This window comes from Helicobacter sp. 10-6591 (genome assembly GCF_003288805.1).
GTDB lineage: Bacteria > Campylobacterota > Campylobacteria > Campylobacterales > Helicobacteraceae > Helicobacter_F.
The window spans coordinates 48,878-65,474 of sequence record NZ_NHYK01000002.1; the positions used below are offsets into that span (position 1 = coordinate 48,878).

The following is a 16,597-nucleotide window of genomic DNA, read 5'->3' on the forward strand; positions in this document are numbered from 1 at the left end:
ATACTACTTAGGCTTGTGTTTGTAAAAGTCGCACAGAAGCTTGGCTTACACCATAGCCATTTTCTTCATGCGGAATCAAACGTGTAAGTAATGATGAATAAAATTCTGAAACCGCAAATACACTCTGTGCGTATGCACTATTGAGTTTTTTTAATTCCACCAAAACCTTGCGTAAAGTATCTAAGCCCTTATCGACTTCTGGTGGTAAAAGATCTTGCAATTTATCTTGTGGATTCTTATCCATAAGCTGCTGCATTTCTTCTTCTATAAGAATTTTTTTCTGTTCGAAAGACTTGATGAGTGAATTTTTGGATTCATTGCGAGAAAAAATTGCTTCGTTATTAGCAATTTGAATGTCAGCAATGTCTTGATGTGTGATGTCTATGAGTTGTTGTAAATCAGTTATAGCACCTTGTAGGTATTGCTCCAGCATATCATCTCCAAAGCCCTACCTAAACAATTTAAAATATAATAATTTGAAATAGTGGTAGGAAATTTGTTAGATGTTAAGCAAGTCTTGTGCCATTTTTTGAGAGGTTTTTTGTATGTCTATATTGTATGTGCCGTTTGCAATTTGCTCTTTTATCACGCTGATTTTGTCTAAACCACTTTCTTTTGCTTCATGCGCCTTGAGTGCATTTTGATTAGGATTATCACGTTGTAACTCTTTGCTGTTTTGCAAAGATGCCATATTTGCTAAATTAACACCCGTTATCATTGTATTCTCCTTGATTTCCTGGAATTAATGTTGAAACTAAACAGACTCCAAATCGACCATAAAGGTCTTTATTTTAGCTTAATTTATACGTTTATTGAGCTCTTTTTTGAAATCCTCAATACTTGTAGTGCTAGAATTCTGTGAAGGCTCAAAAAGCAAAAGTTTTGTATCCATGTAAGTATAGATTGCCAGAATCGCCAACACATAGACAAATAAGAAAAAAGCTATGCTTGGTATAAGCCAATTTCTCAATTCTGCTCCTTAATTCCTATGACTGAATCCACGAAAGTATAGAGTTTTTCAACTCATTCACATTCAAAACATAATTATGAACAATTGGTTTAGAGAATAACTCCGCGATTTTACTATTTAATTGAACCGATTCTAGATTGCCTGCACTTTTCTGGATGGATTTGATAGCATCTCTATCAGCAAGCAATTTATAATCTCTCTGCGTACCGCCATGTAAAGCCCTATCTACAATAGGAGCAAACTTACTCCATTCTGCTGTTGAGCATAGTAAAAACTTTCTTTCTTGAGTTGTAAACTCTCTATAAGCATTCATACCACAGGCTGTGTGGGGATCAAGCAAATAGCCATTTTTAAAAGCTTGGGCTATCTGTGCCTCGCATTGCACATCATCACAAAAGCTAGCAGCAAATACTTTGCGTAGCTGCTCTGATTCTGTCTGTATGAGTTTATATATGCCATTATTTTCGAGTTCTTGCATACATTGCTTTGTGCGCTGGCTGCCAAAAAACTCAAACAAGACTCGTTCCACATTTGAGCTCTTCAAAATATCCATTGCTGGAGCATTTGATTTTATCAATGCACGCGATCGAATATCATAAACTCCTGTGGTGAGAAAATCATAGAGAATCTTATTTGGATTAGACGCGCTAATGAGTTTAGAAAAAGGAATACCCAATTTATACGCATACAATGCACCTAAAATATTGCCAAAGTTTCCACTTGGTACTATGTTATAGACTTTCTCTCCCAAAGTAATCGCGCCATTACGCACAAGCTCAAGATATGCCCAAATATGATAGATCACTTGGAATGCGATGCGTCCGATATTGACGGAATTAGCGGCGCTAAGAGTGATGCTTTGTGCGTGTAAAATATCCTTAAACTCCCTGTCACTTAAGAGATTCTTGAGTGCAGTCTGTGCCATATCAAAATCACCTTCAATACCTATAACCCTAAGATTTTGAGAATCTTGTGTAACCATCTGCAGGCGTTGGACATCTGAAGTACCATCTTTTGGATACAAACACACTACTTGCACATATTCATTGTCTTTAAATGCTTCTAATGTAGCAGGTCCGGTATCACCACTTGTAGCAGCAAGGACCAAAAATCTGCGTTTTTGCTCTCTAGCTAAAGCAGAGATAATCGCGCCAAAAGGCTGCAGTGCCATATCTTTAAAAGCGCGAGTAGGTCCGTGAAAAAGCTCAAGGATAAAAAGATTGGGATTATATTTATAGAGAACAAGTGGTGCGTCGTTATCTTTTGACACACAATCAAAACCCTCATAGCTTTCCAATGCAAGCTCCAAGATATCTTCTCTTAAGTCCAAACCCAGAATCCCAAAGACTTTTTTGCAAAGCTGCTTGTAAGAGAGTTTGCTTAGCTGCTCTAATTCTTTTAATGCCAAGGGTTTCACATCACAAAAAGCATAAAGACCTCCAAAACTTGCGTTAGGCTCCAGCAAAGCCTCTTGAAAACTCCTGTTTTCCTGATCCCCTTCACCTCTTGTTTGTAGCATTGTATTCATTACCAACAACCTTGATTTGTATTTTTAGGGCCTAGCCAAAAGAACTAATTTCTTAATAATGGACTTTGGAATCGATAAAACCAAGCGCCATAAATGGGTGATTTGCGTAAGAATCCGCCGCGTGCGCTGGAATTTTTTGTAACGCGTTTCGATATTCAAACGCCACTGGCCGAAACCTCTACGGTAGGCTTTTTGTCTGCCTTGGGAAAAGATAGTATCCAAAAACTTCGCTAATTGCCTATCAAAGATTTCATCATGATCTTTATCCATTAACAAAGGTGCATTGAGCATCTCCAAATATGCCCCATCACTAGAATCAAGAAATTTCACAAACTCTATTGCTTCCTTGGGATTCTTGAAATCACAAATATTTACAAATGCTTTTGGATTTAGCCCTCCCCCATATTCAGCCAAAGGCTTTGAGATACTGCTATCACCCCAATAAATTGGCACACTCCCAGCAAGCTTGGCATCAAATATTTTCTCTGTGATATAGCCATGCGTAGCAGAATTTTCAAATGCAATATTGAATTTGTATTGGCTTAAGAATGCTTGCTTATCGTCTACACACTTACCGATATTATTTTTATATCTTCCTCCAGAATCCACATGTTTATATAGGCACAATGCCTCAAAAAACTCCTCTCTTATGGAATCTGCTTTACCATTGCTCACCACAAAAGAGCAAAACTTACGCGCACAATGTTCTTTGGTAAAGCTATAAGGTGCTTGGCGCTCATTTTTGCATAGGCTTCTAAAGCTTTCTGAAAAAAGATAGTATGGATAGCGCAAATGTCTATCTTCAAATTCCAAATAATCAAAGCTTATTGCATAATCACAAAAATTAAAATCCGGGCGCGCATTCTCACCTGTATAAAAGATTCTCACACCATCAAACTCTACATGCTCTGCTTTCCCAAACACGCTGTAAAAAAGAAAATCCGGATCTTTAGTATCCCTTATGTGTTTTTTTGGCAAAAAGGGCAAAAAAGGCTTCTGAATACAACCATCAACAAAGTGGATACTTGGGGATTCTGATTTCATGGATTTTAAAATGCCTTAGTAGAATTTGCTTGTGGTGATTCTAACACAATTTTTCTAGGCCTATTGGCTATAATGCCTGCCAACAGACTTTTCCAAGGTTAAGGACTATGATTTATTCTCAACACAATCTTAGATTCCATATTCTCTTTGTTTTTACACTTATTTTGCATATTTTGAGCCTGTTTTTTAATATCAACGAAATCAGCATCCATTACAAAGAAGCGTTGGGATTTTTTTATTCTGATGAATTTATCTACCGCTTGGCCAGAGTAAGTTATGAAACTCTTGGGCACAATGACTTTGCACTCCGTGCGCCATTTGTATTTGTGCATATTTGCAATATATTGCTTTTGTATGCGATTTGTCTGAATTATTTCAAAAGAGCAAGCGATGGCTATTTGTGTGTGCTTGTGTATATGCTTTTGCCCGGCATTGTATTTAGCTCGATTCTTATCTCAAAAACAAACATCATCATTTTTCTTGCACTTATTTGTATTTATTGGCAGAAGCGTTTCTCAAGAAATCCCTATTTCACTCCAGCATTTAGCGTATTTTTAGACCCAAGTTTTAGCATCTTGTATTTGGGTATGTTTTTTTATGCGCTCAGAAACAAAGATACAACTTATCTTTTCTTTACCTTGCTTTGTTTTGGAATCAATATGTCTTTTTTTGGTATCGATGTAAGCGGACATCCACAAAGCCACTTTATTGATACGCTTGGTGGTCTTATGTTTTTGTTTTCGCCACTTCTCTTGGTGTATTACATTTACACACTCATTGCATCTGTCCGCAAACACAATGAGTTTATGAGTTACATCTCTTTGAGCGCGCTTATCTTTGTGACAATTCTTTCCTTACGGCAAAAAGTAGATTTACAAACACTTGTACCTTTAAGTGTAATCGCTCTACCTGTGGTAATAAAGCATTTTTTAAGTGATATTAGAATCCGACTGAAAATGTTTGCAAAGCCCTATGTTATGCGATTAAACCTTATTTTATTATTCATGTTTTTGCAGTCTTTGGGATTGTATTTCAATAAATTTTTCTACTTATTTAGCACACAGTCCCATTTTGCGCATTCGTATTATTATGGGAAAGAAATTGCAAACGCACTCAAAAGCAAGGGGATAGAATCCATACAAGCAGAGGATAAAAAATTGGAGTTGCAATTGCGATTCTATGGGATAGATAGTACCGCCAATACAATCCTTCGTAAGACACAGGACACGCAACAATCTGATATAAGTGTTGAATACCTGTGGAAAATAATCGCTCGCTATAAAATTACCCCCATAGCTCCTACTCAAACCACCATAAAGCCTGCAAAAAAGCAAAAAATTTTTATTAAGAAAAAGCAATGAATCTTTTGGAGCTTGCATTTGTGCTTGGAATCTGTGCGTTCTTTACGCTCTTTAGCCTACCTTGGCAAAACCAAAGTTTAAATCTTGCCCACCACACCCTTGCCTACCATCTCCAATACGCAGAGATTCTCGCTCTTAGCGATGATAGAGAGTTTTTACATATCCAAGATACACAAAATCTCAAAAGGGAATTTCCCTCTATCAATGAAAGCTCCTTACTCAAACATACACAAAACAGCTTTTGGCAATTCCAATTGCATCTAGGAAAAATTTACAGTACATCAAGCTACTCTGTATTTAGCGATACACCAAGAAAATCCATAAGCACAAACTTTGATTCACGGCCTATGGCAGCAGATGTAATTGCTCTGGATTCTTTTGGTCGCTGTGTGAGTGGATACAACAACACAAATACTTCTGCTGTTTGCAAGAACAACACCTTATTGAATACAAGATTATCTGAGAGACTAGGTCTCCAATCACTTCAAGTCGTGGCTCCAAAAGTTTGTTCTGAAAGAGAAACAGCAAGAATCTATTTTGACAGATTCACAAGAGCATTTTGTTCAAAAATTCCTTTGCGATTTGATGAGAGATTTGTCATTTCATTAAACAAGAAACAGCAGAAAAAATCTCTTTGTGTTTTACCACAAGGGAAAATTACATCTTGCTAGCTTGATAACTTAATCAGAAACTATGAAAAACATTACTCTGCTTTGTGATCATGATGTACTCAAACGACCCAGGCCATTTAGAATCTTAGAAATGCTTAAGCAAATTGGGGGTTTTGAACTTAGTGTAATAGCTAGGGAATGTTCCCAAATACAAGATATAGCTACCTTTAGCTTCCCACCTCTGCCTACACAAAAGCAGCGAAGTCAAGAAGAGAGTAAAAAACTCTTTGAGTTATGTAAAAACAGAGAATTTGATAAATTGATTTTCACGCCAAACCGCTTGAAAATCCCAGAGATTTTGCACTCACTTCCCCCACAGGACTTGCTTATTGTAGAGGATATCACCCTCTTGCCTTTTGCGTTTCAAGAAAAGCAGAGGCGTGGAGGCAAGATTCTCATTGACTTACGGGAGTATTATCCACTCGAATACGAGAATTCACAGGAATGGCTAGAGGGTTTTGGGAAGTTTTTTACATATCTATGCGAAGAGTATCTCTCAGAGGTTGATTATGCTTTGTGCGTAAGTGAGGGGATCTTGGCTCGTTACCAAAAAGAATTTGGGATAGAGGGCGAAGTGTTTTTGTCCTTACCACCATATTTTGGGGCGGATTGTCCTAGGATACAATCTCATATATCTATCATCTATCATGGCTTTGTAAGCCCGGATAGGAGTAGTGCCAATCTCCTTGAGTTTGCAAAAAGTCTTCCATATTCTTATAAACTTTATCTTTTGGCTTTAAGCAATCAGCCAAATTTTTTAGAATCCCTACAAGAGAAAGCCCGTACAATAAAAAATCTTATTTTTCTGCCTCCAGTAGCTATGAATGAAATTATCCCAAGCACAAGGGGTTTTGACATCGGGCTCATTCCCTTTATGCCTACAACTTTTAACCTCAAATATTGTATGCCAAATAAGCTTTTTGAGTATATCCAAGCAGGGCTTTGCGTGCTTAGCACACCACTTCCAGAGATTAAAAACTTCTTAGATTCCAACAAATGCGGTGTAGTGGCTAGAGATTTTAGTATCTCATCTCTGCTAGAGGCACTCTTGGCTCTTAGCAAAGATGAGATTTTGGGATACAAAAACCGCTCATTAGCGATGCGAAAGACCTACAGTCTGGATACAAATATTATGCGTCTTGAAAAGATTTTGCACAAACTCAAACTGCTTGATGCATGACACATGCTATGTAAAAATCTTTAAACACATATTGTATTTTTAAAAATTTATGCCAAAATAACGCCCGAAAATTTTATTAGGATATATCAAGGATTAGGATTATGAGTAATATCATTGGATTTCCACGTATTGGACAAAATAGAGAGCTTAAAAAGGCACTAGAAGCTTTTTGGAGTGGAAAGTGTAGTCAAAGCGAATTAGAAGACACAGCAAAGAGTTTGCGTAAAAAACATTGGGATATACAAAAAAATCTTGATTATGTTTGCGTGAATGACTTTAGCTTTTATGACAATGTGCTAGATTTGGCTTATGCGCTTAACGCAAAGCCTGCGAGATTTAAGAATCTCCAAGGATTAGAAGGCTACTTTGCCATGGCTCGTGGGAATAAAGAAGGTGTAGCTTGTGAGATGACAAAGTGGTTTAATACAAACTATCACTATGTTGTACCAGAGCTTAGTGTAGATGACACATACAAAGCAGATGCAAGCGCTATCATCGCACAATACAATGAAGCGCAAAGCTTGGGTTTTAAGCCAAAGATTAGTCTTATTGGTCTTTTTACATTTTTTGGACTAAGCAAGATTATCAAAGGTGAGCCACAGGAAGTATTCCACAAGGTCAAAATCGTTTATTTGGAGCTCATTGATGAGCTTGTAGCAAAGATTCCAAATGTTGTGATTGAATTTAGCGAACCTATTTTTACCAAAGGTCTGACACAGGAGTTTCGCGAGCTTTGGTGCTCTAAAGATATACCAGCAATTGAATGTATTTATAATGTCATCGCGCAAAAAGGCGTCAAGGCTATTGTGAGCACATTTTTTGAGCATAGCAATGAGCTTACAGAGATGCTTTTAAAGACTAAAATTTATGGAATCGGCCTTGACTTCATCTACGGAGAGAAAAACCTACAGAGCCTCCAAGCCATCGCAAAAAGCGATAAGGTGCTTTTTGCTGGTGTGATTGATGGACGCAATATCTGGGTAGCAGATTTGCAATCCAAACTCAAAGAGCTAGATTCTCTTGCTCTAGTGCTTCCTAAAGATCGCATTGTCCTTAGCAGCTCATGCTCTCTTTTGCATGTGCCCTTTGGGAAGGATGATGAGAATAAAATAGAATCTAGCATCCTCTCTTGGCTAAGTTTTGCAAAAGAGAAAATCCAAGAATTAGAAGTGCTTGAGGATTTGTTCAAAAATGGCGCAAATGCAAGCAAAGATTCTATAGAGTTTTTAGAATCCAATAAGACCATAAATATCGCGCGTAAAAATTCAAACAAAACAAACAACAAGACTATCCGCGATAGAGTGAAAGCAAATACTTCCACACAAAGGAGTGCAAGCTTTGCCGAGCGTATCAAGATTCAGCGCCAGAAGCTAGGCTATGGTGATTTAGCCACAACTACTATTGGCTCTTTTCCTCAAACTCCAGAACTCCGTGCTTTGCGTCAAAATTATAAAAAAGGTGCAATTGATAAGAACACCTATGAAGAGGGCATTAAAGAGTACATCAAAGACTGCGTGAAGTTCCAAGAAGAAGTCGGGCTTGATGTGCTTGTGCATGGTGAACCAGAGCGCAATGATATGGTCGAGTATTTTGGCGAGCAAATGGAGGGCTTTGTATTCAGTCAAAATGGATGGGTGCAAAGCTATGGCAGTCGCTGTGTGAAGCCACCTATTATCTATGGTGATGTGAGTCGCCCAAAGGCAATGACTGTCGAATGGAGCAAATACGCCCAAAGCCTCACACAAAAGATTATGAAAGGAATGCTTACAGGTCCAGTTACAATACTCAACTGGAGCTTTGTGCGGGATGATTTAGCGCGCTCAGAAGTATGTGAGCAAATAGCACTTGGGATTGCTGATGAGATTGATGATTTGCAAAAAGGCGGGATTAGGATTATTCAAGTTGATGAAGCGGCGTTTAAAGAGGGCTATCCTTTGCGCGTAGAAAATGTCAAAACCTATGAAGAATGGGCGCTTAAATGCTTCAAAATCTCTACTGCCGTAGCAGAATCTAGCACACAGATTCACACACATATGTGCTATAGCGAGTTTAATGACATCATCAAAACCATTGAAGCACTTGATGCTGATGTGATAAGTATAGAAACCGCTCGAAGTGGCAATGAACTACTCAAAGTCTTTAGAGATGTGGGTTATACAAACGAAGTAGGTCCGGGTGTGTATGATATTCATAGCCCTAGAATCCCAAGTGTGCAAGAGCTAGAAACTCAGATTAGAGCTCTTTTAGAGGTATTACCAAAAGGGCAGTTATGGATAAATCCAGATTGTGGTTTAAAAACTCGCAAATGGGAAGAAGTAAAGCCAAGCCTTAAAAATATGGTGCAAGCTGTAGAAAATGTGCGCAAGAGTTTGGCGTAAGCGCATTATCAGAGTACTATTGTAAGGGTTTTGCATTGCAAAAGCATTCCAGCGCAGCTACAGATTTATCCCAAGATCCACTCCCAAGCCGCTTATTTGCAAAACTGGTTTGATTGCAATGCGGCTTTAATGGGTTGTAACAATGCTAGATTCTCTTATCACTCATATACACTCAAGCGCTAATTTTTTGAGCCTTGAAATCACGCCAAGTCTTTCTGCTAGCTTAGATTCTAAACTGCTGTATAGCCTCAAGTCTTTCCAGAAAGTAACCTGCTTTGTCTGCACAGATTCTCCACTGGCAAGATTGAAGCCCTCATCAATCTTAAGCTCCTTCAAACTCCAAAATGCACTGCAAAAACCTGTAATCTGTACCTTATCTATGCGCGATAGAAATTCCATAGCACTTTGTGGCGACATTTTGGCTGCGAATGAATTGGGAGTGCGAGCGTTTTTGAGCCTTACAGGTGATCCCATAAATCTGGGGGATTGTAAAGAATCTAAGGGTGTGTTTGAGGATAATTCGCTCAAACTCGCACAAATTATCACAAGTCTCAACGAAGGCTATGCGTTTAATGGAAAAGAGCTAGCAAGCAAAGTGCAGAAAATCTATAACTTCCATACGCTCAACTCTTATGCTAATAATATGGATACTCTTGTTAATAAAATGTCCAAAAAACTGGCTTCAAGTGAATGTGAGGGATTTTTCACACAGCCAGTGTATGAGAGAAAAAGTGCAGAATTCCTACTACATAATCTTCAAAAACTCAACGCAAAATACAATCGCAATGTAGAGCTTATACTGGGGTATTATCCGATTTTAAGTTTCAAGGCAGCCTTGTTCTTACGAGACAAGCTTCCTGGGGTCTTTGTGCCAGAGGATTTTATAACACGCCTAGAATCTGCTGCAGAGATAGGCAAAGAAGAGGAGGAGAAAGTAGGTTTTGAGCTAAGCTCTAAGCTACTTTTGGAATTACAAACTCTTAGCAATAAATTCCACTTTATGAATCCAGACAAATTCAAGCTTTTTGAACATTTCTTTTAGGTCCTGTATGTGGATTTTTGGCAAATATGCCTACTACAAGCCAACTTCACGCATAGTGGCATACCAAAAAAATGGATTACAAGAAGCATTTAGCAAAATACAATCTAGTGCGAAAAACTCTTATGTGCTTGGATTTGTGAGCTATGAAGCAGGGATTTTCTCTCAAGATTTTTTGCAACTTCAAGTTTCTTCAAAACTCTACGACACAACCACACAGCCATTGCTTGAATTTTGGTGCTTCAAAAAACGAAAAAAACTCCAGAAGATCCTGCACAAAAACACAAACCCAACTCTTGCTTTTAGTATCCATAAAAACCTAGACCAAGCCCGTTATAAGAAATATTTCAGACGTATCAAAAAAGAATTGGCCTGTGGCAACACTTACCAAGTAAATTACACACAAGAACTAAAGCTTTCTAGCCACAATAGTGCTTTTGGTATTTTCACTTCCTTGCTACCAAAGCAAGATACTAGCTACAAGGCCTTTATTAGTACAGATTCCCAAGAGATTATCTGCTTTTCTCCTGAGCTATTTTTCAAACTCAAAAATGACAAAATCACACTCCAGCCAATGAAAGGTACAATCGCTCGTGGTAAAACTAAAAAAGAGGATGAACACAGAAAAAAACTCCTCCGCACAGATTCTAAAAACAAGGCAGAAAATATCATGATAGTGGATTTATTGCGCAATGATATAAGCCAAATTGCTCGTAGTGGAACACTCAAAATAAAAAACTTGTTCAAAATCAAAACCCTGCCAAGCTTACATCAGATGGTCTCGACATTGCAGGCACGTCTTAAGAAAGACTCCCCAGGAAAAACTTGCAATCTTTTTGCAATATTTGATGCTCTTTTTCCTTGTGGCTCGATAACTGGCGCTCCGAAAAAATCAACCATGCACATCATTAAGGCACTAGAAAATCAAACTCGTGATGTCTATTGTGGAAGCATAGGACTTGTGTATAAGAAAAAAGCGATTTTCAATGTCGCTATCAGAACATTACAACGACGCAAAGGTGAGCCTTGGCGGTATGGCGTAGGAGGTGCTATAGTGTGGGATTCTAAATGCAGTGAGGAATTTGCGGAGTTGCAGCTCAAATCGCAATTTCTTTTTAGCCAAGATTTTAAGCTCTTTGAGACTATGCTACTACGACGCACTGCTAAAGGGTTAGAAGCATTTTTGGGAGAGTATCACTTTTATCGAATTCTAAGAAGCGCATGTGAGCTCTATGGACTTGATGCAAATAGCAGACAGAATCCCGTGCTTTATGAACTGCTTAATTCCCAAAAACCCGCTCCTTCAGACAAACTCATTGTCCAAACACAAAACCTCGTGCAAGCCTTACTAAGAGATTCCATACCACTGCATCCTCTTGCTCTTACAGAGGCTTGGATGCCTTTGCCTATAAATTTTACAAACGCTGTAGAATCTGCCCTTAAAGATTTAGATTTTACTAAGACACATAAGCCTTTTATTCTAAAGTTTTTGCTTGATAAAAATGGCACACTAGAGTTTGAAGCGCGTGAGAAAAAAGATTTTCCACACAATTCACTCCCTGTTCAAGTGAGCTTGAGTAAGCACACACAAGATTGGCACAATGATTTCCTTTATCACAAAACCACGAATCGAGCACATTTTGTGGTACCTGATTCTTGCGAGTTTGATGTGATTTACCAAAACCAAAGAGGTGAGTTTACTGAAGGAACGCGTTGTAATATCGCGATCTTGCAGGATTCCCAGCTACTCACGCCCGCTTTAAGTAGTGGGCTTTTGTGTGGATGCATGCGCGAACTTCTGCTTTCTTGCGGCTGTATGACAGAAAAGATTCTTAAAACAACAGATTCTCAAAACGCAAGGATTTTTGCGCTCAATTCTGTATATGGGGTATTTGAAGTAAGGCTATGAGTAGGCTGCTTATTATTGACAACTATGATTCTTTTACCTTCAATCTGGTCTATTATTTTTGTGAGCTTGGAATCCAGCCTATGGTGGTGAAAAACGACTTTGCGCCTACACTTACAAAAAAGACAAGAGAGTTTATTGATAGCTTTGAGTATCTTGTTATCTCGCCTGGCTTTGGCTCGCCAAAAGATTCTGGAATTTGCATGGAAATCCTACGTGTCTTTGGTAGATACAAAAAGATACTTGGCGTGTGTCTAGGCATGCAATGCATTGCTCAAGCTTTTGGTGGAGAAATAGCACAGCTCCCCTCTCCTTTACATGCACAAACTGCACTTTGTAATTTTCTGCCAAATCCCCTGTGTAAAGGAATCTCTAGTCCCCTAAAAGTCGGGCTTTATCACTCGCTTTTTGTAAAATCACTTGGAGAATGCCAGCTACTAGGCTACATACAATTCCAAAACCTCCAAATCCCAATGATTCTCAAACACAAAGCACTTGCAATCTATGGCATACAATTCCACCCAGAATCATTACTCTCAAAGAAAGGCAAAAAACTCTTACAGAATTTTTTGCATATCTAAAAGTTTGCTATAGGAAAGCCGCTAGAAACATTTATATAATACGCGTTTTAGATACCTTGTACCCAAAGGGGAGTAATGATCTTAAATTTTTTTGCTAAGAAAACTACGACTTTTACCCAAGCAACAATTGATGGCGAAATAAGAGAGGAGATTCTTATCCATCCAGAAGAAAATATGTTAGTTTGCGGAAATGGGGTTTTTACCTACAAAGATGCAAATACTCTCAAGCAACTGATAAAAAAACAATTAGGGGGGGGGGTAATACAGAGGCTAGTAAGCATACAAAGATCCTAAAACCCTACTCTAACTTCCATCTGCAAGATATTTTTGGCAACTACCATCGATTCTTTCGTCCTTACACCTACAAAGCCAAAGAACTTGTCGTGCGCCTTTTGCCAAATGCATATGCGAGCATGGAGCATGAGCTTGTTTTCACGCAAAGCAAGAAAGCTCTTCTTTCTTATACAAGCAACCGCACACATATACTTACTGTGTCTAAGAATCCTAGTTTTAGGCAAAAACTCAAATTGATCGCCTCTCTTTGTAAAAATTGGCTTACGCTTTTTTATTGCAAAAAGATTGTATACGTCAGCGGTAATGTGGCCCTTCTTACTAGAGATGTGGGGGATTGCTATGGGCATTTTATCAGAGAGGTTATGGTAGGAGTAGAGCAAGTGCGTCGTAGCAATAAAAAGATTGATTTCTACATTCTGCCTCACAAAATGGAGTTCCAAAAACAAATGTTAGAACTTCTAAGAATCCAAAAATCCCAACTCATTATCGCCAACCCAAAGACACTTATCAAAGCACAAAATCTCATTATTCCAACACTTTTATGCGAATATGAACTTATAGAATATAGAGCCAATCTACACTACCGTACTCTTATACAAAGCGCAATCACACCCTATATTTACAGAAACTTACTCAATCTTCAGCCTTATAAGAATCCTACACGCAAGATTTTTCTTACGCGCCCAAAAGATTCCAATCGCAATATAGAAAATCTCGGTGAAGTAGAAGAAGTGTTTAGCGAGTTTGGCTTTGAGATTATCTTGCCAGATTCTCATAGCATCCAAGAGCAGATAAATATCTTAAGAGAATCTAAGATTGTCGCTAGTATGCATGGATCTGGGCTTGATAATGTGATTTTTGCAAATGATAAGATTGCTGTTTTAGAACTTTTTAGTGAGTTTTACCATGACAATAATCCCCAGCTAACAGCACTTTTAAAGCATTGTAAATATTTTTATCTCATAGGCAAGACAAGTAATACTTTAATGCACCCACAAAAAGAGAGTGCCTATTTTGCGCCAAATGAATTAAGAAAGGCTTTGTGTATCATGAAAGAATATGTAGATTTTAGCTAGGTCTTAAGAGCAAGAATCTGCCAAATCTAACATAAGTGCTACAAAGCTTTGTAGCGCTTATGTTGGGTAAAGAGATCTTGGCATCAGTATCTAGCACTCCGCTTCCATCTTGCCTTTGTAAGATTCTAGGAAATACAGATTTATTGCAGATAAAACCATAACTCTGTGGCTTTCACTCCATGAAATGCAATAAAAGCAAGATGAGGCATTTGCTTAGTCAAGGCTATGCATACCATTTACCACTATGCCTCATATCGCTGCTGCCATTGATACTGCAAGATTGCACAATTTCCAAAACACAATCTTATATAGCTCTAAAAGTACTTTTGCGCTTTCTTGCAACAATCAATGCTCTAGCGCAGATGAAGCGCCAATGCCTGTTTTGGCTCGAAAATCAAAAGCCTCAAAGCCATCTCTATCAATCTCACCTCTTGCACTTTTATCCGTTACAGAGAAAAACCACAGTAAGAAAAATGTAAGCGGTATAGAAAATATCGCAGGATGATCATAAGGGAATATCGCGCTTTCAAACCCAAAGGTCTTCACCCACATACTAGGACTAAGCATCACAAACCCAACCACAGCAATAAGCCCTAACATCCCACCTACAAATACGCCTCTAGTAGTAAGCCCTTTCCAATAAATGCAAAGCAGAATAATTGGGAAATTTACACTTCCAGCGATACCAAAGATTAGTCCAACCATGAAAGCGACATTTTGATTCTCAAACACAAAGCCTAGTGCAATAGAAAGCACGCCTAACACAACAGTAGCAATTTTGCTAGCTCTCATTTGGGATTTAGAATCTGCCTGTCCGTTTTTAAAAGTATGCGTATAGAGGTCATGCGCTATGGCTCCAGCCCCACTAATACATAGCCCAGAAACTACAGCAAGGATGGTCGCAAACGCCACAGCAGAGATAAAGCCTAAGAGGATATTCCCGCCTAATATCTCTGAAAGCACGATAACAACCATATTGCTAGCACCCGTGAATGCACCATTTTCATCTACATAACGTGCATCGCCTAGCACAAAGGCAATGGCACCAAAGCCTAGCACAAACATCAATATAAAAAAGTAAGCAATAAAAGTCGTAGCATAGAAGGCAGACTTTCTAGCTTCTTTGCCATCTTTGACCGTGAAAAACCTCATCAAAATATGCGGTAATCCAGCGGTACCAAAGGTAACTGCAAGCCCCAAAGAGATAGTTGCTACAGGGTCTTTAAAGAATACCCCAGCCTTCATGATTGCATCGCCTTTGGGGTGGTTTTTAATCGCTTCGCCAAAGTAGTAACTAAGATCAAACTTCGAAAGATAAATAATCATTAGCGCCATCAAAGTCGTGCCACTTAAAAGCAAAGATGCCTTAATAATCTGTACCCAAGTTGTAGCGTGCATTCCTCCAAAAATCACATAACACATCATCAAAAGTCCAACAAGAACTACCGCCACTGCATAAGGCAAGCCAAAGAGTGTTTGGACAAGTTGCCCTGCGCCTACCATTTGTGCGATGAGGTATAAAATCACAATTACCAGTGAGCTAATAGCTGCAATGACACGCACAGGCTTTTCTTCTAAACGTAATGCGACCACATCAGTAAAAGTGAATTTCCCAAGATTTCTGAATCTCTCTGCAATGAGAAACAAAATAACAGGCCAGGCAATAGTCCATCCAACAGGGTAAATAAGTGCATCAAATCCGTAAGAAAAAATCAGTGCGCTAAGCCCTAAGAAGGCTGCAGCGCTCATATAATCCCCAGATATTGCCAGTCCATTTTGGAAGCCAGAGATTCCTCCTCCAGCGGTGAAAAACGCCGAAGCGGATTGGGTTTTTTTATTACAAAAATAAGTAATGACAAGTGTGCTAACAACAAAAGCAATAAACATAACCACAGCAGTGAGATTAAAAGAAGATTTTTCTACTTCGCCGCCACTATCAAATGCTGCGCCAAATACATAGCTACCACAGATTCCAAAAATGCTCAAACATAAAAGAAGATTTTTCATACATCCTCCTTGATAAGACCAATTTTTTTCATTCTCTCCACAATCTCAGCTTCTTTAGAATCTAAAAATATATTGGCTATAAAGCTATAAATTCCCGTGCCTAATACCCCTAACAAAATTGAGCAAAGACCAAAGACAATCCCAAGTGTTACGGGAGAATCTCCCACACTCAAAGCCAAAAACTCTGGAAAAAATGCCACTAATGTGAGAAAGCCAAAATAGCAACCCAGAACAACGATAGTCAGAAAAATAGTAAAACGCATTTTAAATTGCATAAATGCTTCAAACTCCATATATAAAGCTCTTTGTTCATCATTACCTGGCTCACAATAATTATTTTTGCAAATCATTTTCACTCTCCTTATTTGTAAAACTATTGAAGCTTCAACGCTTCACTAAAATAGTAAATATTAAAAAGATAAATGCCAGGATGAGAATTTTTATAGAAAAATTGGCATAGCTACTTTTTGTATCAAATTAAATATAGTAGTGTCTTTAACGACCTGCATTAGATTGATATAAGGATTAAAAAAAAAAAAAAATTGAGTTTGGAATCTGGGTT

General features: G+C 38.4%; 16 protein-coding genes. 9 read left to right on the forward strand and 7 right to left on the reverse strand.

The features are described 5' to 3' along the window. Positions 1-7: 7 nt before the first annotated feature. The 5 genes from CCY97_RS00970 to CCY97_RS00985 all read right to left on the reverse strand — a co-directional run bounded on the left by CCY97_RS00970 (position 8) and on the right by CCY97_RS00985 (position 3,542). Positions 8-433, reverse strand: a complete 426-nt coding sequence (locus CCY97_RS00970; protein ID WP_112063625.1) for a hypothetical protein — start codon at positions 431-433, stop codon at positions 8-10. 66 nt (positions 434-499) lie between these two features. Further along, positions 500-718 (reverse strand): flagellar biosynthesis anti-sigma factor FlgM, encoded by a 219-nt coding sequence (locus CCY97_RS00975; RefSeq protein ID WP_112063626.1) that lies wholly within the window; start codon positions 716-718, stop codon positions 500-502. A gap of 78 nt (positions 719-796) precedes the next feature. Further along, positions 797-970 (reverse strand): hypothetical protein, encoded by a 174-nt coding sequence (locus CCY97_RS08165; protein ID WP_181562775.1) that lies wholly within the window; start codon positions 968-970, stop codon positions 797-799. Between the two features lie 16 nt (positions 971-986). Then, complete coding sequence (thrC, locus tag CCY97_RS00980; protein ID WP_112063627.1) at positions 987-2,498, reverse strand: threonine synthase; 1,512 nt, start codon at positions 2,496-2,498, stop codon at positions 987-989. A gap of 24 nt (positions 2,499-2,522) precedes the next feature. After that, positions 2,523-3,542, reverse strand: a complete 1,020-nt coding sequence (locus tag CCY97_RS00985) for a glycosyltransferase family 10 (RefSeq protein ID WP_112063628.1) — start codon at positions 3,540-3,542, stop codon at positions 2,523-2,525. Between the two features lie 107 nt (positions 3,543-3,649). Between CCY97_RS00985 and CCY97_RS00990 the strand changes: the two genes are divergently transcribed. The 9 genes from CCY97_RS00990 to CCY97_RS01030 all read left to right on the forward strand — a co-directional run bounded on the left by CCY97_RS00990 (position 3,650) and on the right by CCY97_RS01030 (position 14,028). Next, a complete protein-coding gene (locus CCY97_RS00990) occupies positions 3,650-4,903 on the forward strand; it encodes a hypothetical protein (protein ID WP_112063629.1) in 1,254 nt (417 codons plus the stop codon). Further along, positions 4,900-5,574: a hypothetical protein gene (locus tag CCY97_RS00995; protein ID WP_112063630.1), complete on the forward strand. Its 675-nt coding sequence runs from the start codon at positions 4,900-4,902 to the stop codon at positions 5,572-5,574. The genes CCY97_RS00990 and CCY97_RS00995 overlap by 4 nt, the downstream gene beginning before the upstream one ends. 22 nt (positions 5,575-5,596) lie before the next feature. Continuing rightward, positions 5,597-6,754, forward strand: a complete 1,158-nt coding sequence (locus CCY97_RS01000) for a capsular biosynthesis protein (RefSeq protein ID WP_112063631.1) — start codon at positions 5,597-5,599, stop codon at positions 6,752-6,754. Positions 6,755-6,855: 101 nt separating this feature from the next. Further along, positions 6,856-9,132, forward strand: coding sequence for a 5-methyltetrahydropteroyltriglutamate--homocysteine S-methyltransferase (gene metE / locus CCY97_RS01005; RefSeq protein WP_112063632.1), 2,277 nt, complete (start codon positions 6,856-6,858; stop codon positions 9,130-9,132). 142 nt (positions 9,133-9,274) lie between these two features. Next, a complete protein-coding gene (locus tag CCY97_RS01010) occupies positions 9,275-10,174 on the forward strand; it encodes a methylenetetrahydrofolate reductase (protein WP_112063633.1) in 900 nt (299 codons plus the stop codon). A gap of 7 nt (positions 10,175-10,181) precedes the next feature. Then, positions 10,182-12,080, forward strand: coding sequence for an aminodeoxychorismate synthase component I (gene pabB / locus CCY97_RS01015; RefSeq protein ID WP_112063634.1), 1,899 nt, complete (start codon positions 10,182-10,184; stop codon positions 12,078-12,080). Continuing rightward, entirely contained in the window at positions 12,077-12,658 is a 582-nt protein-coding gene (locus CCY97_RS01020; RefSeq protein ID WP_112063635.1) for an aminodeoxychorismate/anthranilate synthase component II, read from the forward strand. Before pabB ends, CCY97_RS01020 begins: the two co-directional genes overlap by 4 nt. 75 nt (positions 12,659-12,733) lie before the next feature. After that, complete coding sequence (locus CCY97_RS01025; RefSeq protein ID WP_112063636.1) at positions 12,734-12,952, forward strand: hypothetical protein; 219 nt, start codon at positions 12,734-12,736, stop codon at positions 12,950-12,952. An 89-nt stretch (positions 12,953-13,041) separates the two neighbouring features. Continuing rightward, positions 13,042-14,028, forward strand: coding sequence for a glycosyltransferase family 61 protein (locus CCY97_RS01030; RefSeq protein ID WP_112063637.1), 987 nt, complete (start codon positions 13,042-13,044; stop codon positions 14,026-14,028). A 345-nt stretch (positions 14,029-14,373) separates the two neighbouring features. Here CCY97_RS01030 and actP read toward each other — a convergent pair whose 3' ends face one another. Continuing rightward, positions 14,374-16,035 carry a cation/acetate symporter ActP gene (gene actP, locus CCY97_RS01035; protein ID WP_112063638.1) on the reverse strand — a complete coding sequence of 554 codons (1,662 nt, stop codon included), beginning with the start codon at positions 16,033-16,035 and terminating at the stop codon, positions 14,374-14,376. After that, complete coding sequence (locus CCY97_RS01040) at positions 16,032-16,385, reverse strand: DUF485 domain-containing protein (RefSeq protein WP_112063639.1); 354 nt, start codon at positions 16,383-16,385, stop codon at positions 16,032-16,034. The genes actP and CCY97_RS01040 overlap by 4 nt, the downstream gene beginning before the upstream one ends. Positions 16,386-16,597: the final 212 nt, after the last annotated feature.